Raw genomic sequence first — 23,086 nt, 5'->3', positions numbered from 1 at the left:
CGGCCCTATGTTGCGCTTCGACGTCCGCGGCATGGGCACCGCGAGCCTAATACTAAAGTAACTGTTCTCGCGTTGCCGCGCGATGCTACGATTTGAGGGACGGGCATAGGCGGCCGTACAGCGCTGCGATTTTCCGCCGGAGAGGACGGAATATGGGAGGCCACTCTTCGTGCCGCAGCAGGCAGCCGCCGACATGTTGCTCGGTTGTCGACCATAAGGGAGGAAGTCACCAATGAAGATATCGTACCTGGCCTCGGCCGCGCTTCTTGCAGCGACTGCGATGCCTGCCGCAGCCGCCGAGATTTCTGACGGCAAGGTCAAGATCGGCATTCTCAACGACCAGTCGGGCGTCTATGCCGATTTCGGCGGCAAGTGGTCGGTCGAGGCCGCCAAGATGGCGGTCGAGGATTTCGGCGGCAAGGTACAAGGCGCGCCGATCGAGATCGTCAGCGCCGACCACCAGAACAAGCCGGACATCGCCTCCAACATTGCGCGGCAGTGGTATGATACCGAACAGGTCGATTCCATCATGGAACTGACCACCTCCTCGGTGGCGCTGGCCGTCCAGGGGATTTCCAAGGAAAAGAAGAAAATCGACATCGTCACCGGCGCCGCGACCACCGAGCTGACCGGCAAACAATGCTCGCCCTATGGCTTCCACTGGGCCTATGACACGCATTCGCAGGCGGTAGGAACCGGTGGCGCTCTTGTCCAGCAAGGCGGCGACAGCTGGTTCTTCGTCACCGTCGATTATGCATTCGGCTATTCGCTCAAGGAGCAGACCGCCAAGTTCGTCGAGAGCCATGGCGGCAAGGTGGTTGGCGAGGTGCGCTATCCGCTCGGCTCGACCGATTATTCATCCTTCCTGCTGCAGGCGCAATCGTCGGGCGCCAAGGTCGTCGGGCTGGCGAACGCCGGCCTCGACACCTCCAACTCGATCAAGCAGGCGGCCGAGTTCGGTATCGTGCAGGGCGGTCAGCGGCTTGCAGCGCTTCTGTTCACGCTGGCCGAGGTGCATGGGCTCGGCCTCGAGGCAGCGCAAGGCGTGGTGCTGACCGAAGGCTTCTACTGGGATCGCGATGACAAGAGCCGCGAGTTCGCCCAGCAGTTTTTCAAGCGCACCAACCGCATGCCGAACATGATCCAGGTCGCCACCTACTCGGCAGTGACGCAGTATCTGAAGGCGATCGACAAGGCCGGCACCGACGCGACTGAAGCCGTCGCCAAGGAATTGCATTCGATGCCGGTGAACGACGTCTTTACGGCGAACGGCAAAGTGCAGTCCGACGGCAACATGGTCCACGATATGTATCTTTATCAGGTCAAGTCGCCGAGCGAGAGCACCAAGGAATGGGACTATTACAAACCCCTTGCCACGATCCCCGGTAACGAGGCGTTCCTGAGCCCCAAGGAAAGCGGCTGTCCCACGGCCGGCGAGTGATTGGCGGGCCGATGGCGCCGCCCGAACCGAATGGGCCGCGGGTGGTGCTTTCCGCCCGGGGCCTGCGGCGCGACTTCGCCGGTTTCGTCGCGGTGAGGAATGTCGATCTCGACCTCTACCATGGCAACATCCACGCGCTGATCGGGCCCAACGGCGCCGGCAAGACCACCGTCTTCAACCTGCTTACCAAGTTCCTGCCGCCGACGAGCGGCAGGATCGAACTGCTCGGCCACGACATCACCCGCACGTCGCCGGCCAAGGTCGCGCGGATGGGCCTGGTGCGCTCGTTCCAGATATCGGCGGTGTTTCCGCATCTCAGCGTGCTCGACAATGTGCGCGTTGCGCTGCAGCGGCCGGGCGGGCTCAGCGTTCAGTTCTGGCGCTCGCTGGCAGCGCTCGATCGATTGACGCCGCGCGCCGAGGAGCTTTTGCGGTCTGTTGGCCTCGACGATGCCAAGAACAGGCCCGCCGCCGATCTCTCCTATGGTAGGAAACGCGTGCTCGATATCGCCACGACGCTGGCGCTCGACCCGAAAGTGCTGCTGCTCGACGAGCCGATGGCCGGCATGGGGCATGAGGATGTGCGCACGGTTTCAGACATCATCCGCTCGGTCGCCAGGGATCGCGCCGTGCTGATGGTCGAGCACAATCTGACTGTTGTAGCCGATCTTTGCGACTGGATAACCGTCATGCAGCGCGGCGAAATCCTTGCCGCCGGCGACTATGCCACGGTCAGTCGCGACGAACGGGTGAGGATCGCCTATATGGGCACCGCCGATGAGTGACGCCGCGCCTCTTCTCGCAGTCCGCGGCCTCAACGCCTGGTATGGCGAAAGCCATGCGCTTCACGGCGTCGATCTGGAGGTCTTTCCAGGTGAAACGGTGACATTGCTGGGCCGCAACGGCGTCGGCAAGACCACGACATTGCGCGCCATTATCGGGCTGATCCGCCAGCGGACCGGCCAGATTGCTTTCGACGGCAAGGATCTGATGCGCCTGCCACTGCACCGGACGGCGCATCAAGGCATTGGCCTGGTGCCGGAGGAACGCGGCATCTTCGCGACGCTGACCGTGGACGAGAATCTGGTCCTGCCGCCGATCGTAGCCGAGGGCGGCATGAGCGTGGAGGAAATATTCGATCTCTTCCCCAATCTGAAGGAGCGCCGCAACAGCCCCGGCACCAGGCTGTCGGGCGGCGAACAGCAGATGCTGGCGATCGCGCGCATGCTGCGGACCGGCGTGAAAATGCTGCTTCTCGATGAACCGACCGAGGGACTGGCTCCCGTTATCGTGCAGCGCATCGGCGATCTGCTGGCGACGATGAAAAAGCGCGGCATGACAATCCTGCTGGTCGAGCAGAATTTCCGCTTTGCCAGCCGTGTCACCGATCGTTTCTATCTGATGGAGCACGGCAAGGTGGTGGCGGGCTTTCCGGTCGGCGAACTTCCGGATCGCATGACGCTGCTGCATGAAGTGCTGGGTGTATGATGGCGCCATGACGATGATCTTCGGAATACCCGTTCAGGCATTCCTCGGCCAATTGCTGGTCGGCCTCATCAACGGCTCTTTCTACGCAATGTTGAGCCTCGGCCTGGCCGTCATATTCGGCCTGTTGCGTGTCATCAATTTCGCCCACGGTGCGCTCTATATGCTCGGCGCCTTCATCGGCTATCTGCTGCTCACCCGGTTCGGCATCGGCTATTGGCCAGCTCTGATCCTATCGCCGCTGATCGTCGGCGGCTTCGGTGTCGTGGTCGAGCGCCTGGCGCTGTCGCGGCTTTACGATATCGACCCGCTTTACGGTCTACTTTTCACCTTTGGCCTCGCGCTCGTGCTCGAAGGCGTGTTCCGTTACTACTATGGGGTATCGGGAAGTCCTTATTCCGTGCCGCCGCTGCTCTCCGGCGGCACCAATCTCGGCTTCATGTTCCTGCCAAATTACCGCGGCTGGGTGGTGGTCGCCTCGATGATCGTCTGTTTCGGCACCTGGGTGCTGATCGAGAAGACCAAGCTGGGCTCCTATCTGCGCGCGGCAACGGAGAACCCCCGCCTGGTCCAGGCTTTCGGCGTCAACGTGCCGTTGCTGCTGACCCTTACCTACGGCCTCGGCTGCGCTCTTGCCGGTCTCGCCGGCGTTCTCGCTGCGCCGATCTATCAGGTAAGCCCGCTGATGGGATCTGATCTCATCATCGTCGTGTTCGCCGTTGTCGTGGTCGGCGGCATGGGATCGATCCTCGGGGCGATCGTCACCGGTTACATGCTTGGGCTCGCCGAAGGCCTGACCAAGGTTTTCTATCCCGAAGCCTCCAATCTGGTGGTCTTCGTCATCATGGCGATCGTGCTTCTGGTCCGGCCAGCCGGCCTGTTCGGAAGGGACGTCTGAGATGGCCGAACTCTCACTTCGCGAGACGCGCGCCAAAAGTTCGGTATGGCTTGAATGGACGCTGGTGGGGCTCGGCATTCTGGCGCTGCTGGTGGCGCCTTTCTTCGTCTATCCGATCTTCCTGATGAAAATGCTGTGCTTTGCGCTGTTTGCCTGCGCGTTCAACCTTCTGATCGGCTACACCGGGTTGTTGTCCTTCGGCCATGCGACGTTCTTCGGCGGGGCGGCCTACTTCAGCGCATATGCGGTCAAGGTCTGGGGCTGGCCGCCGGAAGCGGGCATCCTGCTCGGCGTCCTGGGTGCCGCGCTGCTTGGCCTTGTGATGGGCTTCTTTGCCATCCGCCGGCAAGGCATCTATTTCGCCATGATCACGCTGGCGCTGTCGCAGATGTTCTTCTTTTTCTGCGTGCAGGCGCCGTTCACCGGAGGTGAGGACGGCATCCAGGGCGTGCCGCGCGGCAGGCTGTTTGGAATGCTCGACCTGAACGTCTCGATGAACATCTACTATTTCGTTCTGGCGGTCTTCCTGATCGGCGTGTTCGCCATCTGGCGCATCATCAACTCGCCTTTCGGCATGATCCTGCGTTCCATCCGCGAAAACGAGAGCCGGGCGATTTCGCTTGGCTATTCCGTCGCCTACTACAAGCTGGCGGCTTTCGTCATGTCGGCAACATTGGCCGGGCTGGCCGGCGCGCTCAAGGCGATTGTTTTCCAGTTTGCCACGCTCACCGACGTCACCTGGCAGATGTCGGGCGAGGTGATCCTGATGACGCTCCTCGGCGGCATCGGCACCATGGTCGGGCCGATCATCGGCGCCAGTCTGGTCGTCGGCCTGGAAAACACGCTCGCCACCTCGAATTTTCCGGTGACCATCGCCACCGGCCTGACCTTCATGGTCTGTGTGCTGGTTTTCCGGCGCGGTATTGTCGGTGAGGTCTATGCGCGGTTTCTCGGGCCAAAAGGTGACGCGAAAGACTGAAATGGCTCAGCGCCGCCTCGCTACGCGATGCGTACGCCTTGCGCGTCGAGAAGCACGCAGCTCAGCGGGTCGAAGCAGACATCGACCGTTTCGCCCTCACGCAGCGGCTGGCCGTCGATCAGCGTGTTGGCGCGCACCGGCGTGCCAGCGCCGATGTCGATCTCGTAGACCGCATTGCCGCCGAGATAGGAGGTCGAGACTATTCGTCCCGACAGCCTGTTGGCAGCACCGGCGGTGCCGACGGTAAGCTTCTGCGGGCGAACGACGACGGTGATCGCGCTGCCGGCCGTGAGCGCCTTCGGTGCGGCCGCCTTTACGACATGGCCGCTGGCCAGCGCGATCGTCGCCATCTTGCCGTCCATCGCCGTCACGCTGCCGGGCAGCATGTTGGCCTTACCCAGGAAATTGGCGACGAATGCGGTGGCCGGCTGGTCGTAGACCTGCGCGGGGGAACCGATCTGCTCGATCAGGCCGGCGTTCATCACGACGATGCGGTCGGACATCGACAAGGCTTCTTCCTGGTCGTGCGTCACAAAGATGGCGGTGATGCCCGTCTCCCGCTGGATTTTCTTGATCTCGACGCGCATGTCCTCGCGCATATTGGCGTCGAGCGCCGACAAGGGCTCGTCTAGCAGCAGCACTTCCGGTTCGAAGACGATGGCGCGGGCCAGTGCGATGCGTTGCTGCTGGCCGCCCGAGAGCTGTGACGGCAGCTTTGTCTCACCGCCGGGCAGCCGCACCATATCCAGCGCCTTCTTGACCCGGCGCACGATTTCCGGTTTCGGCACGTTCCGGTATTTCAGCCCGAATGCGACGTTGTCGAAGACGTTCTTGTGTGGAAAGAGCGCGTAGTTCTGGAACACCAGGCCGATGTTGCGCTTGTAGATCGGGATGTCGTCGACGCGCTTTCCGCCGATCGAGATCTGCCCGCTGGTGATATCCACCAGGCCGGCGATCGATCGCAGGATCGTGGTCTTGCCGCATCCGGACGGCCCCAGCAAGGTGACGAAACTGCCCTTGCGGATCGCCAGTGAAAAATCGCGCACGGCGGCGAACTTGCCGTAGAAAATATCGATGTCGCGAAACTCGACCGCAGGCTTTCCTGTCGGCTGGCTTTCGCCCCGAGCGAGCGGGTCGCGATCAGCCCCGGCCGATGCCGGCCGGGGCTGATCGTGGCTGTTATCGTCATGCACCTTTCGACACCCTGTCCCATTGCTTGGTCCAGGCGTCTTCGTTCTTCGCCCAGTAGAGCGGATCGGCGAAGGTCAGCGACTTCATCGATCCGGTCGGGTCGAAGGCCGGAAGCGCTGCGATCTTGTCGGTCAGCTTCACCTTGGTCGGATCAAGCGAGGGTGGATAATTCTGGCCTTCCGCGACAGCGATCGACGTGGCCGGATCCAGCATGAAGTTGATCAGTTCCTCGCATTCGGCCATCGGCGATCCCTTGAGCACCAGCATGTCCTCCATCCATGCGTATGAGCCGGCGGGGTCGAGATAGCCGATCGGCTGGCCCTGCTGCTGCAGGGCGGCGACGCGTCCGGACCAGGCATCGGTAACGACGATTTCGTTGCGCGACAGGAGGTCCATCAGTTCCGCGCCGGAACTCCAGAACTTCTTGGCCAGGTCGCGGGTCTCGCGAACCTTGGCCCAGACCGCATCCATGTCCTGGATGTTGTTGGGGTCCTGTTTCGTCTGCAGCGCCGCATACCAGACGCGCGTCGTCATATCGGCGTAGCCGCCGACCTTGCCGGCATATTTCTTGTCGGTAAGCAGGTTGGCGCCCTTTTCCTTGGCTTCCTCCGGCGAGATGACCTTGTTGTTGTAGGCGATGCCGGTGGTGCCGTAATCATATGGCACTGCCGACAGCTTCGGCGTGATCTTGCGGAACGGCTCGATCATGGCGGTCAGCACATTCGCCATGTTCGGAATGTTCGCCTCATTGATCTCCGAGTTGAAGCCGCCATTGACGTATTTGATGTAGTAGTTGACGCCGGAAGAATGGACGATCTGGAAGTCGCCCGGCTTCGACGTCTTGATCTTGGTGATGATCTCGTTCTCGTCGCCAAAGGTGCCCTGGACGACCTTGACCTTGGACTTGGCGGTGTAGGGCTGGAACGCGTACTTATCGATCGCCTCCTGCACCACGCCGCCCCATCCGTCGAAGCGCACTTCCGAAACCGCGGCCAGCGCGCGTCCCATCCAGGGCATGGAAAGCCCGGTGGCGGCGGCAGCGGCGGCCGTCAGCGTCAGGAATGATCGCCGGCTGATGTCGCCATTGGCATAGCGTTCGTTGAGCCGTTCCAGTCGTTTGGTGGTTGTCAGTTTCATTTTCATTCTCCCATTTTCATTTTCACTTGCCTGCCTTGAACCAGGTGAGGCTTTGCAGGATGAGCCCACCAGCCAAGGGAATGCCGACCGTCAAAAGGATCATGACAGTGCCCAGCGCGTTCACCTCGGGGCTGATCGAGATCTTCAGCATCGAGAGGATTTGCGTCGGCATGGTCTCGACGCCCGCCGGTCGCCAGAACAGGCTGGCCGAGGTGTTGTCGAACGAGATGGTGAAGGCGAGCAGCACGCTGGCAAGCACTGCGGGAATGAGCAGCGGCAGCGTGATCTCGCGGAATGTCGACACACGCGGCGCCCCGAGCGACAGTGCCGCCTCCTCATAGGAACGTTTAATGCCGACCATGCGCGCCTGAACGATCAGCACCACGTAGGGGAGCGTGAGCAGAATGTGGCCGAGCACCAGAAGCGTCATGCTGCGCGGTTGGTCGACGGCTTTGATCATGACCAGCAGGCCGACGCCCAGTATCGTCTCGGGGACCAGCGCGGGAAGAATGACAAGCGTGTTGATCGCCTGCTTGCCACGGAACTCGAAGCGCACCAGCGCCAATGCCGCCATGATGCCGAGCAGCGTCGTCACCGTTGCCGTCACCAGGGCAATCCACATCGATGTCCGGAAGGCATCGAGGACCGGCCCGTTGGTGAGCAGCTTCTCGTACCAGCGCAGGCTGAAGCCGGTGAGGGGAAAGCCGCCAAACATCGAGGCGTTGAAGGAAAGCACGACCGTGGCGAGGATCGGCGCGAACATGAAGACATAGACGCACACCGTGATCGCGCCGGTTAGCCGCCACGCCCATCTGCCTTCGCGATCGGGATGCTCCGCTCTCATGCACTGAGACCCTTCATGATCTGCGACAGGCCCATATAGCGGCTGTAGGCGGCCGCGGCCGCACCGAGCAGAACGAACAGGACGATGGAAAGCGTGGCGCCCATCGGCCAGTTGAGCTGCCCCATGATGGTGTCGTAGATCAGGTTGCCGAACAGCGCGTCGCGGCTTCCCCCGAGCAATTGCGGCGTCACATAGGAGCCGGCCGCCAGCACGAAGCAGAGCAACAGTCCGGCGCCCAGCCCCGGAATCGACAGCGGCAGGGTCACTTCGCGGAACGCCTGTGCGCTGGTGCAGCCCATCGAGCGGGCGGCGGCGATCAAGGTGCGGTCGATGCCCTCCAGGCTGACATAGACGTTCAGGATCATGTAGGGCAGCAGAAAATGCAGCAGCCCCATGATGACGGCGCCCTCGGTGTAGAGCATCGGCAACGGCTCGTTGATGACCCCCAGCCGGATGAGCACGACGTTGATCAGCCCCTGTTCGCCGAGAATGTGGATCCACGAGAATGTCCGGATGGTGAAGCTGATCCAGAACGGCACGATGAGCAGCAACAGCAGCAGCCATTTGTGCTTGAAAGTCGTGGCCCAGATGAAATAGGCGGGGAAATAGCCAAGGATCGCGCAGATCACAGCGGTGATGGCGCCGACGCGAACGGTCTTCCAAAGAAAGCCGTGATAGTAGCTGTCGGTGAGGAATTCCTTCCAGTTGTCGAAGGTCAGCACCGCCGACTCCACCCCAGCGGTAACGAAGGTGAAAAACGTGTAGACAGTCATCATCGCGATCGGCAGCAGCAGAAGCAGGGTAAGCAGCAAAAGCACGGGCGCGACGAGGACCCAGGCCAGTCGCTGATCATATAATTTCCACCCTTTGGTCACGACCCGTCCAACCACTTCATGTCCAAGCCGCCATCACCGGGCTCGGCTCCGGACTAGATTGGGCGATCGGCGTTCAGGTGTCCACTCTGCATATGGCTCCTGCACAAATTCTGTGCAGGGCCACCGCGCGACCGTCGCCCTGCTGGATTTAACAAATTGCTCGGGTTCGCCTGCGCATTGATTAAATCAGATATCCCGATATACAGGATAATTTCGGATATAGATTTGGCATGGGCCCGGGCATTTTATGAGTCGCAATTTTCTGGTGATTGAACCTGAGGAAGGCATTGCCGTGCTCAAGGGGCTTGCCTCCTCGGCGCGTATCTCGATGCTGAAACTGCTGCATGAGAAGGGGCCGATGAATGTCAACGAAATCGCCGCCGTGCTGTCGCTGCCGCAGTCGACCGTCTCGACCAACATCCAGGTGCTGGAGGATGCGGGGCTGATCCGCACCGAGAACCTGAAAGCGAAGAAAGGCAGCCAGAAAATCTGTTATCCGACGGCCGAAGAAGTGCTCGTCGTGTTCAAGAGCGAATATCGTGCGGTCAAGAACGACGCGATCGAAGTGTCGATGCCGATCGGGCTTTACACCGGCTTCGAGGTTACCGCGCCCTGCGGCCTTTGTTCGCCGGACGGCATCATCGGCTTGCTCGATGTACCGAACACTTTCCTCGATCCGGATCGTATGAAAGCCGGGCTGTTGTGGTTCACCCGCGGTTTTGTCGAATACCAGTTTCCCAATAATGCCAAGCTCGCCAATGCCGAGATCACCGAGCTCGAAGTGGCGATAGAGCTGTCTTCGGAAGTGCCGGGCACCAGCGCCGATTGGCCCTCGGACATCACGCTGACGATCAATGGCGTCGATGTCGGCACCTGGACGTCGCCGGGGGATTTCGGCGACAAGCGCGGCGTCTTCACGCCGTCCTGGTGGAAACTCAAGGGTTCGCAATACGGCAAGCTCAAGAACTGGCGAATTGCCAATGACGGCACCTATGTCGACGGCCTCAGGATTTCCGAAACCGGCCTCGCCGCACTCGATCTGAAGAGCCATCATTCAATCCGCGTCCGTATCGGCGTCAAGGACGACGCCAAGCGCCCTGGCGGGATCAACATTTTCGGCAAGGGCTTTGGAAATTACGATCAGGACATCCTGCTCCGGATCAAAACTGGTTGATATCATGAAACCGGGTTCTGAAGATAACGCAGCAATTTCAATGAACTGGCTTTCTGCTGAGCCAAAACCTTCGTCTAATTGTCCTACTTTTGGCTATTTTGGCTTGACGAAGGGCTGCCAATTCCTCTTTGATATCGGGCAAGATGATTTAAATCATCGTTTGTGATATCGATGGGAGGAATGCATGAAGGCAGCCGTTACGGCACATCCGCATTATGTTGTCTCGGAAATCGATCCGAGGCTCTACGGATCCTTCATCGAGCATCTCGGGCGGGCAGTTTATACTGGCATCTACGAGCCAGGCCATCCGACGGCGGATGCCAATGGCATGCGTCAGGACGTCATCGATCTCGTCAGGGAACTCAATGTTCCGATCGTCCGCTATCCCGGCGGCAATTTCGTCTCCGCCTACAATTGGGAAGACGGCATCGGCCCCAAGGAAGAGCGCCCGGTGCGGCTCGACCTCGCCTGGCATACGTCGGAAAGCAACGAAGTCGGCCTGCACGAATTTGCCGATTGGTGCACCTCCGCCAACACCGAGATGATGCTTGCCGTCAATCTCGGCTCGCGCGGCCTTGACGAAGTCCGCAACCTTCTGGAGTACGCCAACCATCCCGGCGGCAGTAAATGGAGCGACAAGCGCATCGCCAATGGCCGCAAGGAGCCCTTCGACGTCAAGCTCTGGTGCCTCGGCAATGAAATGGACGGCCCCTGGCAGATCGGCCACAAGACCGCGGACGAGTATGGCCGCTTAGCGCATGAGACGGCCAAGGCAATGCGCGCCTTCTCCAAGTCGCTCGAGTTGGTGGTCTGCGGCTCTTCGAATGCCAAGATGCCGACCTACCCTGAATGGGAAGCGACGGTTCTCGACCATACCTACAACGAGGTCGACTACATCTCGCTGCACATGTATTTCGACAACGAAGCCAACGACGCTTCGAACTATCTCGCCATGAGCGAAAAGCTCGACGACTACATTGTCTCGGTCGCCGGCGTCATCGACTATATCAAGGCCAAGAAGCGCTCCAACAAGCAGGTCTACATCTCGTTCGACGAATGGAACGTCTGGTACCATTCCAAGGAGCAGGACAAGAAAATCCTCGGCGGCAGCGACGGCTGGCCATTCGCCCCGCCGTTGCTCGAAGACATCTATAATTTCGAGGATGTGCTGCAGGTCGGCCTGATCCTCAACACCTTCATCCGCCGTTCCGATGTCGTCAAGATCGCCTGCCTGGCACAACTGGTCAACGTCATCGCGCCGATCATGACCGTTCCGAATGGCCCGGCATGGCGGCAGACGATTTTTTATCCCTATCTGTTTGCTTCTAACTACGGCCGCGGCAATGCGCTGGATCTCAAGGTGGAAAGCCCGACCTATAAATCCACCGTTGCGGGCGACGTCGCCTACGTCGACATTGCCGGCGTGCACGACACGAAGACCGGCCACGTCACCTTCTTCGCCGTCAACCGCCATTCGAGCGAGGCAATCGAAACAGTGGTCGACCTCACCGGCTTCGGCGCAGCGGAAATCGTCGATCACCGGGTCGTGGCGCACGCCGATCTGAAAGCCGTCAATTCGGCCGAGAACCCAGGCAATGTCGGCCCAAGGAAGGGTGAGGGCGCCTCACTCGCCGGCGGCAAGCTGAGCCTGTCGCTGCCGGCCTATTCCTACCAGGTCATTCGCCTGAGGCTCTGAGTTCAGGCGGATCATCGAGACAAGCGCAAGCGCTGAGGAGGAGCGTCGACGTGACGGCCGATATCGAGATCAGAAACGTGAGCAAGCAGTTCGGTGCCATGACGGTGCTGGATCATCTGTCGCTCTCCATAAGGGCACGCGAATTCATCGTGTTCCTGGGGCCGTCCGGTTGCGGAAAATCGACGCTTCTTCGAATGATTGCCGGTCTCGAAGCTGTCGATAGCGGCGAGATTGCCATCAACAATGAGCGCATCGATCATCTGCCGCCGGGCAAGCGCGGCATTGCCATGGTGTTCCAGTCCTATGCGCTTTATCCGCATATGACGGTGCGCGACAACATGGCCTTCGGGCTTGCGAATATCGGCGTTCCAGGCAAGGTCATCGAGGCGCGCATCAACGAAGCCGCCCGCATCCTCGAAATGCCGCATTTGCTCGATCGCAAGCCGGGCCAGCTCTCCGGCGGTCAGCGCCAGCGCGTCGCCATCGGCCGTGCGATCGTCAAGGAGCCGAAGGCGTTCCTGTTCGACGAGCCGCTCTCCAATCTCGATGCGGCGTTGCGCACCCGCACCCGCATCGAACTTGCCCAGCTTCATCAGCGCCTGCAGTCGACGATGATCTTCGTCACCCACGACCAGGTCGAGGCAATGACGCTCGCCGACCGCATCGTCGTCATGAACAATCGCAAGATCGATCAGATCGGCACTCCGATGGAGATCTACGAGCGTCCGGCGACCAAATTCGTCGCAGGGTTCGTCGGTGCGCCGGCGATGAACTTCGTTGATGCGACGCTCAACAAATCCGGCGAGAACGCCACGGCCAGGTTTGCGGACGGCATCTCGGTGCAGACCGAGATCGCCTCCAGCCAATTGACCGATGGCAAGTACACTTTCGGCATCCGTTCGGAAGACGTCCGTATCGTTGCCGCCGGACAGGGCAATGCCGATGGCGTGGTCGATGTGCTCGAGCGGCTCGGCGAACGCACCCTGATCTACGCGCGGCTGGGCGATGGCCAGCAGATAGTCGGTTCCGATGCCGGCAACAGTCGCGTCGCCGTCGGCGACAGGATCGGGCTCGCCTTCGACGGCCAGAAATCGCATCTGTTCAATGAGACCGGCCGCGCCTGGCATGCGAGGGAGGCCTGAGATGGTTGACCGGCTGGCGATGTCCCCGACCGCGACGCTTGCTGTCGGCGCCAGAACGCCGACCGCCGACATCTATGCGCCGCAATGGCGAAACTTCATTTTCGTTGCGCCATTCTTGTTCTTCTTCACGACGCTGCTGCTCTTCCCGCTGCTCTGGGGGATGTGGCTGAGTTTCCACAAGGCCGACACGTTCTCGTCCGGAAATTTTGTCGGTTTCGGCAATTACGTCAGGCTGTATCACGACAAGGTCTTCCTGCAATCGATCTGGAACACCTTCTACTTCGTGCTGCTGACGGTGCCGACGCTGGCGCTGATCGGTCTTTTCCTGGCGCTTTGCCTCAATCGCCGGACGCGCACTGCTGCGGTTTTGCGGACGCTGTTCTTTTCCTCGTCGGTGCTGTCGGTCACCATCGTCACGCTGATCTGGCGCATCGTCTTCATTCCGAATGTCGGCCTGTTGTCGACGATCTACGGATGGTTCGGCGCGACCGCGCCGGCTTTCATTTCCGATCCCAACCTGGCGATGGTCGGCATCGCCATTGCCACCATCTGGTGGTGCATCGGCCTGCCGATGATGCTCTTTCTCTCGGCGCTCCAGCAGATTCCGCAGGATATCTACGAGGCGGCGGCGCTGGACAATGCCAATCGCTGGCAGACGCTACGCTCGATCACGCTGCCGTCGATCAAGCGGACCTTCATCCTGGTGATCATTATCCAGATCGTGCTGCAATTCCAGCTGTTCGGCCAGGCTTGGCTGATGACGCGGGGCGGTCCGAACAACCTGACCAAGCCGATCGTGCTCTACATATACGACACCGCATTCCGCCGCTGGGATCTCGGCCTGGGCGCCGCTGCATCGGAAATCCTGTTCATCCTCATCCTGATCGCGGCCATGGCCCAGTACCTGGTGACACGCAGCAGGGGAGACCAGGCATGAGCGCTCCAGCCGCTTCCATCAAGGGACGGGCATTTGGCGACCATTTGTTATTGGCCCTGGTCCTCCTGCTTTCGATCGTCATGATCGCGCCGGTTCTGTGGGTCATCGGCCTGTCACTTAAGGACAATGCGGAGCTGATGGCAGATCCGAATTCGGTGTTTCACGCGCCCTATACGCTGAAGAACTACATCAACACGGTCGGCACCTCGTCGGTGTTCATCTGGGTGCGCAACAGCATCATCGTCTCGGGCGGATTGACGCTCGGCACCTTGATCCTGTCGTCGCTCGCCGGCTACGGCTTTGCACGGCTGAATTTCCCCGGCCGAGACGTGCTGTTCGTGATCGTGCTGTTCGGCCTGGCGGTCCCGGAGCAGGCCGTGCTCGTCGCCCGTCACCAGATCTTCAGCATGCTGAAGTTCCACAACACCTATCAAGGGCTCATTCTGCCGGGCCTTTCGGCTCCGTTCGGCGTCTTCCTGATGACCCAGTATTTCAAAGCCATCCCGAAGGAGTTGGACGAAGCCGCCATGCTCGATAACGCCAGCCGGCTCAGGATTTTCTGGAAGGTGCTTCTGCCGCTCACGCTGCCTGCGCAGGCAACGCTCGGCATCTTTACCTTTCTCGGCGCGTGGAACGATTATTTCTGGCCGCTGATTTCGGCAACGAGGAAGGACATGTTCACGCTGACGGTCGGCATGGCCTCGACGCAGACCAACTTCGCCCAGTCCGAAGGCATCGGCTTCCTGATGGCGCAGGCGGTGTTTGCCGGTGCACCGATCCTGATCGTCTACCTGTTTTTCCAGAAATACATCGTCACGGCGGTCTCCGGCGCTGCGGTGAGATAACGAAGATTGCCTGACGGCCGGGGGGAATGCGCAGCGATTGAAGCACGAAGGCCAATCCAGGGTGGAGCGGCGGAAACTCAGTAGGAGGAACTGATATGAAACTGAAGAAAATGCTGTTTGCCGCAGTCTCTGCGGGCGCAATGATGCTCGCAAATCCAAGCTTCGCGGCCACGGAACTGAGCGTGCAGCGCTTTTTCGGCGCCTGCGATGCCGATTTCGGCACCAACACCGATCCCACCAAAGCCGTTGGCGAATGCGGAATCATCACCTCGCTGATCAACAAGTTCAACGCCGACAATCCCGATGTCCACGTCAACGTCACCACCGTGGAATGGCCCGGCTACGATCAGCTGACCGCGCAGTTCGCTTCAGGCGACGCTCCGGACATCGTCACGATCCATGAATCCGTACTGTCGGATTATCAGTCGAAGGGCCTGTTGATGCCGCTCGACGATCTCTTGAAGTCAGTCGGCGTGACACCCGACGCCTTCACCGACGCGGCGCGCAATGGCGCCACCAAAGACAGCAAGATCTATGGCCTGCCGATCGACAGCTGGACGATGCTCTATCATGTCAACATGGATCTTTTCAAACAAGCCGGCCTCGTCAGTGCCGACGGCACGCCGATTTTTCCAAAGTCGCCCGAGGAACTGCTCGCCCAGGCCGAACAGTTCAAGCAGAAGACGGGCAAGCCTTATTTCGTCCAGAACCTGACCAATGAGACTGCGCTCTACACACGCAATCTCTACACTTATCTTTTCCAGCAGGATTCCGATTTCTTTGCCGATCCGAAGCATGTGAAGTTGAATACGCCGGAAGCCAAGAAGGTCGTCGAGATGTACAAGGCGATCTTCGAGAAGGGCTACACCACCAAGGACCTCGATTATGGCGGCTCGATCAATGCCTTCCTTGCCGGCGAGGGTGGCGTCCACCTCAACGGCACCTGGGTGGTCGGCGATTACAACGCCCAGTCCGAAACCAAGGGTACGGCGCTCAACAAGGGCGGCTATGCGGTTTATCCGTATCCGCAGCTGTTTGGCGGCACCCACGCGCAATATGCCGACGGCCACACCTGGGCCGTGTCGCAGAAAGACCGCACGCCTGAACAGATCGCGGCCATCGGCAAATTCCTGAAGTTCTTCGCCGACAACGACTTTGAGTGGTCGCGCACCGGTCACCTGCCCGCCTACAAGGCCGTCATCACCTCGGACGCCTTCAAGGCCCTGCCGCATCGCAACACGATCTCTGCGGTCGCCGACCTCGGCAAGCCGCTGCCGTCGGCCGTACAGCGCCAGTTTGCGATCCAGGACATTATCGGCGAAGAGATGAGTGCAGCAATCAGTGGCCAGAAGGACGTCGACACCGCCCTTGCCGACATGGAAAGCCGCGTCAACGAATTGCTCGCCAACATTTGACCACGGGTTTCGAAAGGCCCTCCCAAGGCGCCCCCGCGGCTGGAAACGGCCGCGGGGTTTTGGTGAGGCGGTGGTTGCAGTGGTTATTGCGTGACTTGCCCGTGGCGACCGGGTCGAACACGCCAATCACGGCGCCGCAACCTCGGCAGCAGCCGACGCGAGCCCTGACTGGAGGATTCCGCTAGAACGCCGCGGCCATGGGCATTGCGATCTTGTTGGGGATCTGGATGTCGATCTCCAATCTCGACGTCGTTTCGCCGTGATCCATGCTCACCTGCAGGAAATCCTGGTCGACCTGAACATGCCGGGCGATCACCGCCATGATCTCCTCGCGCAACACGGAGACGAGATCGGGCTGGTTGCGGCTTCGACGCTCGTAAGCCAACAGCAGTTGCAAGCGCTCGCGCGCCACGGGCGCGCTGCCGCGGCGCTTGAAGATATCGAGCAGGTTCATGCTGCCCTCCTTCCCAACAGCCGGTCGAGGAGGCCCCTCCGCTCGAAAGGCAGAACGACCGGCAGGTCCTCGCCCTCGAGTCTTCTTGCCGCGTCGATATAGGCGCGTGCGGCGGGGTTGGTGTTTTCGCTGAGCGTAACCGGCGCGCCCACATTGGATGCGCGCAGCACGTCCTGGCTCTCGGGAATTATTCCCAGCAGAGGCGTGGACAGGATCTCGAGAACGTCATCAATGCTGAGCATCTCGCCGCGGGCAGCGCGGGCAGCGTCGTAGCGCGTGACGAGGACGTGTTTGGCAATCGATTCACCTTGCTCGGCTTTCATCGTCCTGGAGTCGAGCAGGCCGATAATGCGATCGGAATCGCGGACCGAGCTCACTTCCGGGTTGGTCACGATTACCGCCTCGTCGGCAAAGCGCATGGCAAGTTGCGCGCCGCGCTCTATGCCGGCGGGGCTGTCGCAGAAGACGTAGTCGAAAACCGATCGCAGCTTGTCGATGACATCGGCGATGCCTTCCTCGGTGAGGGCATCCTTGTCGCGCGTTTGCGAGGCCGGCAGCAGGAACAGCGTGTCGAGCCGCTTGTCACGGATCAGCGCCTGCGAAAGCTTGGCAGTTCCCTGAATGACGTTGACGATATCGAAAACCACGCGCCGCTCGGCGCCCATGATCAGATCGAGATTGCGCAGGCCGACATCGAAGTCGACGAGGGCCACCCGCTTGCCGGTTTTCGCGACCGCGGCGCCGAGAGCGGCCGTCGAGGTCGTCTTGCCGACACCCCCTTTGCCGGATGTGACAACCACTACCTTGCCCATATTTGTGCCTCCAATGTTGTTAGTTGAGCGGTGCGACGCAAAGTGCGCCGTCCTCGAGAAAGGCCTGTACCGGCCTTCCTCGCGAGGAGGCGTCCATCTCCTCGGCGGTGCGGTACCAGCCGTCTACCGCCAGAAGTTCGGCTTCATTTTTCCGGCAAAAGATACGAGCCGCGGAATTTCCCGTGGCGCCGGCGAACGCACGCCCACGCAGCGTGCCGTAGACGTGGATCGACCCCCCGGCGATGATTTCGGAACCGGAACTGACGGAGCCGACAATGACCACATCGCCATCGGGGTGAAAGATCGACTGGCCGGAGCGGATCGGTGCCTTGATCATCAATGAGTTCGGCGCCTGCGGCTCTTTCGTCTTGGCCTCAGCGGCGGCTTTTGGGTCCGGCTGCACGTAAAGCGCGTCAGCGGTGGCCTCCTTGGCGCCAACGAGGAGCGGCGGCAGATCAGCATCGAGACCAACATTGCCGTCCGCCTCGATCGCGTAGATGCGAATCCCGCGCTCCGCGAGCTGTGAGACCAGATCTTCGATCTCGCCCGCCTCGGGCTTGAGCATATTCAGGTCGAGCACGACCGGGCGACCGGCAAAGAAGCCGGGAGAGTTTTCGGTCCAGTGATCCAGGCTTTGCAGCCATTCCCCCAACGGGGCCTCAGGGGTGAGGGTGAAGGCTACAAACGAGCGCGCTCGAAAGCGTATGGACTTGTTTTGGATGGGAGCGACGCAGGTCACAGAGGCGACTCCTTACTGATTGGTTAAGGCTAGCCCGGCATGGTTAACGAACAGTTAATGGCGGCCTTCCGAGGCTTCCATTCTTGCTGTTTCGGAGCGCACCGACGGTCGATCTGATTGGACCCTGGAGACCCTCGCCGTTGCCGAAGACCGGCCGATGGGCGGAAATGAGGCGTTGCGACGGTGCGGAGGTGCCATTCGACCTCCGCACCGCAATCGCCATGGCACTTTTGTCAGTTACCCATCATCTGCTTGGCGTTTTCCGGCGTGATCGCCGTCGTTGCAACTGTGACCGTCGGCTCGACGGATGTGGCGCAATCGAGAAGAACCGACTTTGCCATATCGATCGCCTCCTTGGCGCCCGTCGGATAAGTGAAGGTTGCAGCCCATTCGCCTTCGGCAACGGCCCGGATGCCGCCGGCAGGACCTGGCAATCCGTCGGTGCCGATGATCTTGATCTGCCCTTCCTTGCCGGCGCCCTTGGCGGCAAGGCGCGCTCCGGCGGCCATCATGTCGTTGCTGGCGTAGACCATCTTGATATCGGGATTGGCCTGAAGCATGGCTGCGAACGCCGTCTGTGCCTTGTCCGGCAGCCAGTCCGCCGCCTGCTCAGCGACGACCTTGATCTTGTCGTTCTCCTTGACGCCGTCCTTGAAGCCGTTGAGCCGTTCCACGGCAGGGGTCGAACTGGGCAGCCCTTCCAGAACGGCAACTTCACCGCCGTCAGGAAGCAGTTTCGTGGCGGTGTATTTGCCGGCTTCGAAGGCGATCTTGTAATTGTCGCCGCCAATAAAAGCCGTGTAGTCCTTGCCCGGATCGCCAACCGTCTTGCGGTCGAGCTCGATGACGGGGATGCCGGCCTCCATGGCCCGCTTCACCGCCGGCGTCAGCGGCGATGCTTCGAAGGGCGATATCAGCAGCAGGTCGACCTTCTGGGTGATGAAATTGTCGACCTGTGAGGTCTGGGTGTTCACGCTGCCGGCGCCATCGGCGATCTGCAAGGTGAACTGGGACACTGCCTTGGCGGCGGCGGTGAGTTCGTCATTGACGTGCTGGCGATACGGCTCGGCATTGTTGGCCTGAGAAAAGCCGATTACGAATTCGCCGGTCTTGGAGCAAGCCTTGACCAATGGTTCCGCAGCTTGAGCCCCTCCGGCGGCTGCGAGAAAGGTCCCGGCAAGCAGACACGTTTGCCAGGCCCTTTGTCTGCTATTGCGTGTGCTCCTGATAACCATGGTTGTTTCCTTCCTGTCGATGCCCTTGGCTCGACTGTTGGTTTGCTGAGCTTCACTCTCCCGACGCCGGGTAAGCTGGCGTTCAGGGGTCTTCCAATGTCGCCCACTTAACGGACCAGACCTTCGCGGCGACGGACGAGGGACTGAAGAACCGCCGCCAGGATGATGATCGCGGCTGTCGCGAGCAATTGCAGGGCGGGTGTGATGTTGTTGAGTTGCAGGACGTTGGCGAGCGCGCCGAGCATGATCGTGCCGGCGACCGTGCCGACCATCGATCCGGCTCCACCGAACAGGCTGGTACCGCCGATGACGACCGCGGCGATGGCGGTAAGTTCGTAACCGGCGCCGTCATTGGCACTGCCGAAGTTGAACTGCCCTGCATGGACGATGCCGGCGAGAGCGGCCGCGAAGCCGGTGATCGCATAGACGGTGATCTTGACGGCGGACACCGGAACGCCCGAGAGGCGCGCCGCCCGCTCATTGCCGCCGACGGCAAAGACATAGCGGCCAAAGCGGGTCGTGTTGAGAACCACTGTGGCGATCGCCGCAAAAGCGATGAAGACGATGGTTGCCACCGGCACCACATTGTTGAACAAGCGCTCGCCCAGAATGGCAAATACCGGAGGGGCAAGCCCGGGTCCGTCGCCATAGGAGATGTTGATGTACTCGTTGCCCGAGACGACCAGGGCCAGACCGCGCGCGGCCTGAAGGCCCGCGAGGGTGACGATGAAGGGCTCAAGGCGGAAGCGCGTCGAGATCGAGCCCTGAACGGCACCGAAGACCACGCCGGCAAGAAGCACGGCAAGAATCGTCGGCACGAGGCCAACACCGCCATTGATCATCATCGTAGCCGTGACGACACTGGCCAGGCCAAGCAAAGCGCCAACCGAGAGGTCGATCCCCGCAGTGATGATGACGAAAGTCATGCCGATCGCGATGATGCCGGTCTCGGACACGGCGCGTACGATGTTGGCGATGTTGTCCGGGGCGATGAACAGTATCTGTCCGTGCCGGCGCGGCGAGAAGATGATGCCGCCGATCACGACGACCACCAAGCCGATCAGGCTCTGGAAGCGGACGATGAGTGCAAGCGGATCGCGCCGCTTCTGAGCTGTCTTGCCGCTCGGCAGTTCGGTATCCGCCGTGCTGGTGTCGGACATCAGGAGGCCTTTCCGGTTGCGGCGGCAAGCACCGTGTGTTCATCGACGCCGCGCTCGAATTCCGCCACGTTGCGGCCCTCCCGAAGAACCACGATGCGATCGCATAGGCCAATCAGCTCAGGCATTTCGCTCGAGGCGACGAGTATGCCGAGGCCTTGCGATGCCAGATCGCGAAGCCTGGCATAGATTTCCGCCTTGGCGCCGACGTCGACGCCACGCGTCGGTTCATCCAGCAACAGCAGCCGCGGATTGCCGAGGATCTCCTTGGCGAGCACCACCTTCTGCTGGTTGCCGCCCGACAGCGCGCCGACCGGGATGGCCGCATTGCGCGGTCGTATGTCGAATTGGCCGAACGAGCGCGCCACAGCGGCTGCTTCGCGTGCAATCGACATGAAGCCGCGGGGTGAGATTCGTCGCAGCACCGACATGACCAGGTTGCGGCCGACCGTCGTACGCAGCATCAGTCCGCTTCCTCGCCTGTCGTCGGTGACGAAGGCGACGCCGGCCCTGCGCGCAGCTCTGATGGACTCGAGGCGCACCGTGCGATCGTCGACCTCGACGGTGCCGGCCCAACGGCCTGCCAGGCCGGTGCCATAGAGCGCGCTGAGCAACTCGGTACGGCCGGCACCCATGACGCCCGCCAGCCCGACAATTTCGCCCTCATGCACGTCGAGCGAAACGTTTTGGGGAACCTGCCAGCCGGCGCTGGCTCGAGCGGGATGGAAACGGGCGTCCTTGAGATGAAGGAGCCGGCGACCTGCGGTGCGTGTGCGTTTCGGGTAAAGGTCCTCCAGAGGCCGGCCGACGAGAAGGCTGACCAGTTCGGCCTGTGGTGCGTCCGGGGCTGTCGTCCCGGCCACGCGGCCATCGCGCATCACCGTTACCCGGTCCGCAACTTGGGGAACCTCCTCAAGCCGATGCGAGATGTAGATGATGCCCACGCCGGTGGCACTGAGCTTGCGCATGATGGTGAAGAGCCTGTCCACCTCGCTGACCGTCAGGGCCGCCGTCGGCTCGTCCATGATCAGGACACGCGATGCATAGGACAGTGCCTTGACGATCGCCACGACCTGACGATGCCCGATCGACAGTTCGCCGACGGGCCGTTCGACATCGATGTCCAACTCGATGGCGGTCAGCCGGGTGCGGGCTTCTTCGCGCATCCTTGCGACATCGAGAAAACCGCCGGGCTTCACCAACTCGCGACCGAGGAAAAGATTGGCCGCGACATCGAGGCCAGGCACGAGATCGAGTTCCTGGAAGATCGTGGCGATGCCGGCGGCCTGCGCTTCGCGCGGATTGGCAAAATGCACCGGTGCGCCATCGATCGTGATCGTTCCTTCGTCAGGGGCGTGCACACCGGACAGGATGTTCATCAATGTCGACTTGCCAGCGCCGTTCTCGCCCAGCAGGGCATGGATCTCGCCCACGCGCAGTTCGAAATCGACGCCGCGCAAAGCGTGAACGCCACCGAAACGTTTAACGACGCCATTCATGGTCAGAAGCGGCGAAGTCATGCCGGTCTTCCGCAGGATGCGCGCAGGCGCAGCGTTGGCTCAAGGCGAACCGTGCGTCGTTGGCCATCTGGAAGTCCAATCCGCTCAATCAGCAACGCGGCTGCCTGCCGGCCCAAATCCTCGCAGGGCTGTTCGACCAGCGTCAGTCGCGGCTCGAAGTAATCGGCCCATTCGAAATCGTCGAAGCCGACCACCGATATGTCCCTGGGGACAGCGAGCCCTCGCTCACGGACGGCGCGCATCACGCCTATCGTCGACAGATTGTTGCCGGTCACTAGGGCGGTCGGAGGCACCGGCAGCGACAACAGCGCATGGGCGGCGGTGCTCGCACTGGCGGTGGTCGCGTTTCCCGTCACGACGTAGTCCGGCACAAACTCCAGGCCGTTGGCCTCCAGTGCCGCGCGAAATCCGTTCATGCGCTCCAGCGTGGTGGCAAATCCCCGCTGTCCGGCAACAAAACCGATGCGGCGATGTCCGAAGGACACGACGTGGTCGATCAGCGCGCGGATGGCCTGGAAATTCTCGACACCGACCTGATCAAAGCGATCGTCAGGTAGTCGGTCGATCAAGACGCAGGGCAGGGACCGTTCCGAGAGATATCGCAATGCAGCTTGCGGCGCGGCAGAGGGCGCCAGGATGATCCCGTCGACGCGTCGCTGGTGCAGTGCCTGGACGACAGCCAGTTCCTTGTCGGGATCGTCCTGCGTATCCGACAGGAACACCATGAGGCCAAGGCGCGCGCACTCGGTCTCGACGGCGCAGATGATGTCGCTGAAATAGGGGTTTGAGATCGCCGAAATCGCCAGGCCGACACTGCTCGTCGAGGCCAGCTTTAGCGAGCGTGCGACACTGTTGGGCATATAGCCGAGAGCAGCGATCGCCTCGCTCACCGATCTGGCAGTGGCCGGGGAGACATAGCGGGTTTGATTGACGACGTGTGAAACGGTCGACACCGACACGCCTGCCCTGCGAGCGACCTCGACGATCGTTGTCATCGCGGAGCTGTCGCGCTCGACGTGGTGACGGGCAAGCGCACGCACGCTCCTCCTCGAATCTTGCGTTTCCCAGTCTCACAATCTTTGAATCCGCCTGGGCGGCCGTTGTGACTTT

General features: G+C 61.1%; 23 protein-coding genes. 12 read left to right on the top strand and 11 right to left on the bottom strand.

Annotated features, from left to right (window positions below):
- Positions 1-232: 232 nt before the first annotated feature.
- The 5 genes from NKG95_RS06135 to NKG95_RS06115 are packed head-to-tail and all read left to right on the top strand — an operon-like array spanning position 233 to position 4,803.
- Positions 233-1,441 carry an ABC transporter substrate-binding protein gene (locus NKG95_RS06135; protein ID WP_352856504.1) on the top strand — a complete coding sequence of 403 codons (1,209 nt, stop codon included), beginning with the start codon at positions 233-235 and terminating at the stop codon, positions 1,439-1,441.
- Positions 1,442-1,452: 11 nt separating this feature from the next.
- Entirely contained in the window at positions 1,453-2,226 is a 774-nt protein-coding gene (locus tag NKG95_RS06130) for an ABC transporter ATP-binding protein (RefSeq protein ID WP_353040193.1), read from the top strand.
- Positions 2,219-2,929 (top strand): ABC transporter ATP-binding protein, encoded by a 711-nt coding sequence (locus NKG95_RS06125; RefSeq protein ID WP_352856500.1) that lies wholly within the window; start codon positions 2,219-2,221, stop codon positions 2,927-2,929. Before NKG95_RS06130 ends, NKG95_RS06125 begins: the two co-directional genes overlap by 8 nt.
- A gap of 7 nt (positions 2,930-2,936) precedes the next feature.
- Positions 2,937-3,824, top strand: a complete 888-nt coding sequence (locus NKG95_RS06120; RefSeq protein WP_031193840.1) for a branched-chain amino acid ABC transporter permease — start codon at positions 2,937-2,939, stop codon at positions 3,822-3,824.
- 1 nt (position 3,825) lies between these two features.
- The gene (locus tag NKG95_RS06115) at positions 3,826-4,803 is read left to right on the top strand and encodes a branched-chain amino acid ABC transporter permease (protein WP_353040192.1); all 978 of its coding nucleotides are present in this window, start codon (positions 3,826-3,828) and stop codon (positions 4,801-4,803) included.
- 20 nt (positions 4,804-4,823) lie between these two features.
- Here the strand turns inward: NKG95_RS06115 and NKG95_RS06110 are convergent, their stop codons facing one another.
- Genes NKG95_RS06110 through NKG95_RS06095 form a run of 4 tightly spaced genes read right to left on the bottom strand, consistent with a single transcriptional unit; the run spans position 4,824 to position 8,850 of the window.
- Positions 4,824-5,996 carry an ABC transporter ATP-binding protein gene (locus NKG95_RS06110; RefSeq protein WP_353040191.1) on the bottom strand — a complete coding sequence of 391 codons (1,173 nt, stop codon included), beginning with the start codon at positions 5,994-5,996 and terminating at the stop codon, positions 4,824-4,826.
- Positions 5,989-7,131, bottom strand: coding sequence for an extracellular solute-binding protein (locus NKG95_RS06105; protein WP_352484610.1), 1,143 nt, complete (start codon positions 7,129-7,131; stop codon positions 5,989-5,991). Before NKG95_RS06105 ends, NKG95_RS06110 begins: the two co-directional genes overlap by 8 nt.
- 22 nt (positions 7,132-7,153) lie before the next feature.
- Positions 7,154-7,975, bottom strand: coding sequence for an ABC transporter permease (locus tag NKG95_RS06100; protein ID WP_023718529.1), 822 nt, complete (start codon positions 7,973-7,975; stop codon positions 7,154-7,156).
- Complete coding sequence (locus NKG95_RS06095) at positions 7,972-8,850, bottom strand: ABC transporter permease (RefSeq protein WP_023718528.1); 879 nt, start codon at positions 8,848-8,850, stop codon at positions 7,972-7,974. Before NKG95_RS06095 ends, NKG95_RS06100 begins: the two co-directional genes overlap by 4 nt.
- 247 nt (positions 8,851-9,097) lie before the next feature.
- On the opposite strand from NKG95_RS06095, the gene NKG95_RS06090 reads away from it, so the two are divergent.
- The 7 genes from NKG95_RS06090 (at position 9,098) to NKG95_RS06060 (ending at position 16,059) form a co-directional block, all read left to right on the top strand.
- The gene (locus NKG95_RS06090; protein WP_352494491.1) at positions 9,098-10,024 is read left to right on the top strand and encodes an ArsR/SmtB family transcription factor; all 927 of its coding nucleotides are present in this window, start codon (positions 9,098-9,100) and stop codon (positions 10,022-10,024) included.
- A 4-nt stretch (positions 10,025-10,028) separates the two neighbouring features.
- Complete coding sequence (locus tag NKG95_RS06085) at positions 10,029-10,190, top strand: hypothetical protein (protein ID WP_352844719.1); 162 nt, start codon at positions 10,029-10,031, stop codon at positions 10,188-10,190.
- A gap of 18 nt (positions 10,191-10,208) precedes the next feature.
- Positions 10,209-11,720: an arabinosylfuranosidase ArfA gene (arfA, locus tag NKG95_RS06080; protein WP_353040190.1), complete on the top strand. Its 1,512-nt coding sequence runs from the start codon at positions 10,209-10,211 to the stop codon at positions 11,718-11,720.
- 50 nt (positions 11,721-11,770) lie between these two features.
- Entirely contained in the window at positions 11,771-12,862 is a 1,092-nt protein-coding gene (locus NKG95_RS06075) for an ABC transporter ATP-binding protein (RefSeq protein WP_023720713.1), read from the top strand.
- A gap of 19 nt (positions 12,863-12,881) precedes the next feature.
- Positions 12,882-13,799, top strand: coding sequence for a carbohydrate ABC transporter permease (locus tag NKG95_RS06070; protein WP_051409714.1), 918 nt, complete (start codon positions 12,882-12,884; stop codon positions 13,797-13,799).
- Positions 13,796-14,644 (top strand): carbohydrate ABC transporter permease, encoded by an 849-nt coding sequence (locus NKG95_RS06065; RefSeq protein WP_352484059.1) that lies wholly within the window; start codon positions 13,796-13,798, stop codon positions 14,642-14,644. Before NKG95_RS06070 ends, NKG95_RS06065 begins: the two co-directional genes overlap by 4 nt.
- Positions 14,645-14,739: 95 nt before the next feature.
- Positions 14,740-16,059, top strand: coding sequence for an ABC transporter substrate-binding protein (locus NKG95_RS06060; RefSeq protein ID WP_023720710.1), 1,320 nt, complete (start codon positions 14,740-14,742; stop codon positions 16,057-16,059).
- 181 nt (positions 16,060-16,240) lie between these two features.
- On the opposite strand, the gene minE is transcribed toward NKG95_RS06060, so the two are convergent.
- The 7 genes from minE to NKG95_RS06025 form a co-directional block, all read right to left on the bottom strand.
- Positions 16,241-16,513, bottom strand: coding sequence for a cell division topological specificity factor MinE (gene minE / locus NKG95_RS06055; protein ID WP_023720709.1), 273 nt, complete (start codon positions 16,511-16,513; stop codon positions 16,241-16,243).
- Positions 16,510-17,325 (bottom strand): septum site-determining protein MinD, encoded by an 816-nt coding sequence (gene minD, locus NKG95_RS06050; RefSeq protein WP_353040189.1) that lies wholly within the window; start codon positions 17,323-17,325, stop codon positions 16,510-16,512. The genes minE and minD overlap by 4 nt, the downstream gene beginning before the upstream one ends.
- A 19-nt stretch (positions 17,326-17,344) precedes the next feature.
- Positions 17,345-18,064: a septum site-determining protein MinC gene (gene minC, locus NKG95_RS06045; protein ID WP_353040188.1), complete on the bottom strand. Its 720-nt coding sequence runs from the start codon at positions 18,062-18,064 to the stop codon at positions 17,345-17,347.
- 233 nt (positions 18,065-18,297) lie between these two features.
- Positions 18,298-19,299 (bottom strand): substrate-binding domain-containing protein, encoded by a 1,002-nt coding sequence (locus NKG95_RS06040; RefSeq protein WP_031194494.1) that lies wholly within the window; start codon positions 19,297-19,299, stop codon positions 18,298-18,300.
- 107 nt (positions 19,300-19,406) lie between these two features.
- Positions 19,407-20,459: an ABC transporter permease gene (locus NKG95_RS06035; RefSeq protein WP_352484056.1), complete on the bottom strand. Its 1,053-nt coding sequence runs from the start codon at positions 20,457-20,459 to the stop codon at positions 19,407-19,409.
- Entirely contained in the window at positions 20,459-21,976 is a 1,518-nt protein-coding gene (locus NKG95_RS06030; protein ID WP_353040187.1) for a sugar ABC transporter ATP-binding protein, read from the bottom strand. Before NKG95_RS06030 ends, NKG95_RS06035 begins: the two co-directional genes overlap by 1 nt.
- Complete coding sequence (locus NKG95_RS06025) at positions 21,973-22,971, bottom strand: LacI family DNA-binding transcriptional regulator (protein WP_353040239.1); 999 nt, start codon at positions 22,969-22,971, stop codon at positions 21,973-21,975. Before NKG95_RS06025 ends, NKG95_RS06030 begins: the two co-directional genes overlap by 4 nt.
- Between the last annotated feature and the right edge of the window lie 115 nt (positions 22,972-23,086).

The organism is Mesorhizobium sp. M1423 (genome assembly GCF_040317575.1).
GTDB lineage: Bacteria > Pseudomonadota > Alphaproteobacteria > Rhizobiales > Rhizobiaceae > Mesorhizobium.
Note: the sequence above shows the minus strand (reverse complement) of the source record. Positions and strands in the feature narration are given on the sequence as shown.

Bases quoted from the DNA above. Each gene is read 5' to 3' on its own strand.
- NKG95_RS06085 (WP_352844719.1), top strand. From the start codon at position 10,029: ATGAAACCGGGTTCTGAAGATAACGCAGCAATTTCAATGAACTGGCTT.
- NKG95_RS06030 (WP_353040187.1), bottom strand. From the start codon at position 21,976: ATGACTTCGCCGCTTCTGACCATGAATGGCGTCGTTAAACGTTTCGGT.
- NKG95_RS06120 (WP_031193840.1), top strand. From the start codon at position 2,937: ATGACGATGATCTTCGGAATACCCGTTCAGGCATTCCTCGGCCAATTG.
- minD (WP_353040189.1), bottom strand. From the start codon at position 17,325: ATGGGCAAGGTAGTGGTTGTCACATCCGGCAAAGGGGGTGTCGGCAAG.
- NKG95_RS06105 (WP_352484610.1), bottom strand. From the start codon at position 7,131: ATGAAACTGACAACCACCAAACGACTGGAACGGCTCAACGAACGCTAT.
- arfA (WP_353040190.1), top strand. From the start codon at position 10,209: ATGAAGGCAGCCGTTACGGCACATCCGCATTATGTTGTCTCGGAAATC.
- NKG95_RS06090 (WP_352494491.1), top strand. From the start codon at position 9,098: ATGAGTCGCAATTTTCTGGTGATTGAACCTGAGGAAGGCATTGCCGTG.
- NKG95_RS06125 (WP_352856500.1), top strand. From the start codon at position 2,219: ATGAGTGACGCCGCGCCTCTTCTCGCAGTCCGCGGCCTCAACGCCTGG.
- NKG95_RS06035 (WP_352484056.1), bottom strand. From the start codon at position 20,459: ATGTCCGACACCAGCACGGCGGATACCGAACTGCCGAGCGGCAAGACA.
- NKG95_RS06115 (WP_353040192.1), top strand. From the start codon at position 3,826: ATGGCCGAACTCTCACTTCGCGAGACGCGCGCCAAAAGTTCGGTATGG.
- minE (WP_023720709.1), bottom strand. From the start codon at position 16,513: ATGAACCTGCTCGATATCTTCAAGCGCCGCGGCAGCGCGCCCGTGGCG.
- NKG95_RS06025 (WP_353040239.1), bottom strand. From the start codon at position 22,971: ATGACAACGATCGTCGAGGTCGCTCGCAGGGCAGGCGTGTCGGTGTCG.
- NKG95_RS06100 (WP_023718529.1), bottom strand. From the start codon at position 7,975: ATGAGAGCGGAGCATCCCGATCGCGAAGGCAGATGGGCGTGGCGGCTA.
- NKG95_RS06065 (WP_352484059.1), top strand. From the start codon at position 13,796: ATGAGCGCTCCAGCCGCTTCCATCAAGGGACGGGCATTTGGCGACCAT.
- NKG95_RS06135 (WP_352856504.1), top strand. From the start codon at position 233: ATGAAGATATCGTACCTGGCCTCGGCCGCGCTTCTTGCAGCGACTGCG.
- NKG95_RS06060 (WP_023720710.1), top strand. From the start codon at position 14,740: ATGAAACTGAAGAAAATGCTGTTTGCCGCAGTCTCTGCGGGCGCAATG.
- NKG95_RS06040 (WP_031194494.1), bottom strand. From the start codon at position 19,299: ATGGTTATCAGGAGCACACGCAATAGCAGACAAAGGGCCTGGCAAACG.
- NKG95_RS06130 (WP_353040193.1), top strand. From the start codon at position 1,453: ATGGCGCCGCCCGAACCGAATGGGCCGCGGGTGGTGCTTTCCGCCCGG.
- NKG95_RS06070 (WP_051409714.1), top strand. From the start codon at position 12,882: ATGTCCCCGACCGCGACGCTTGCTGTCGGCGCCAGAACGCCGACCGCC.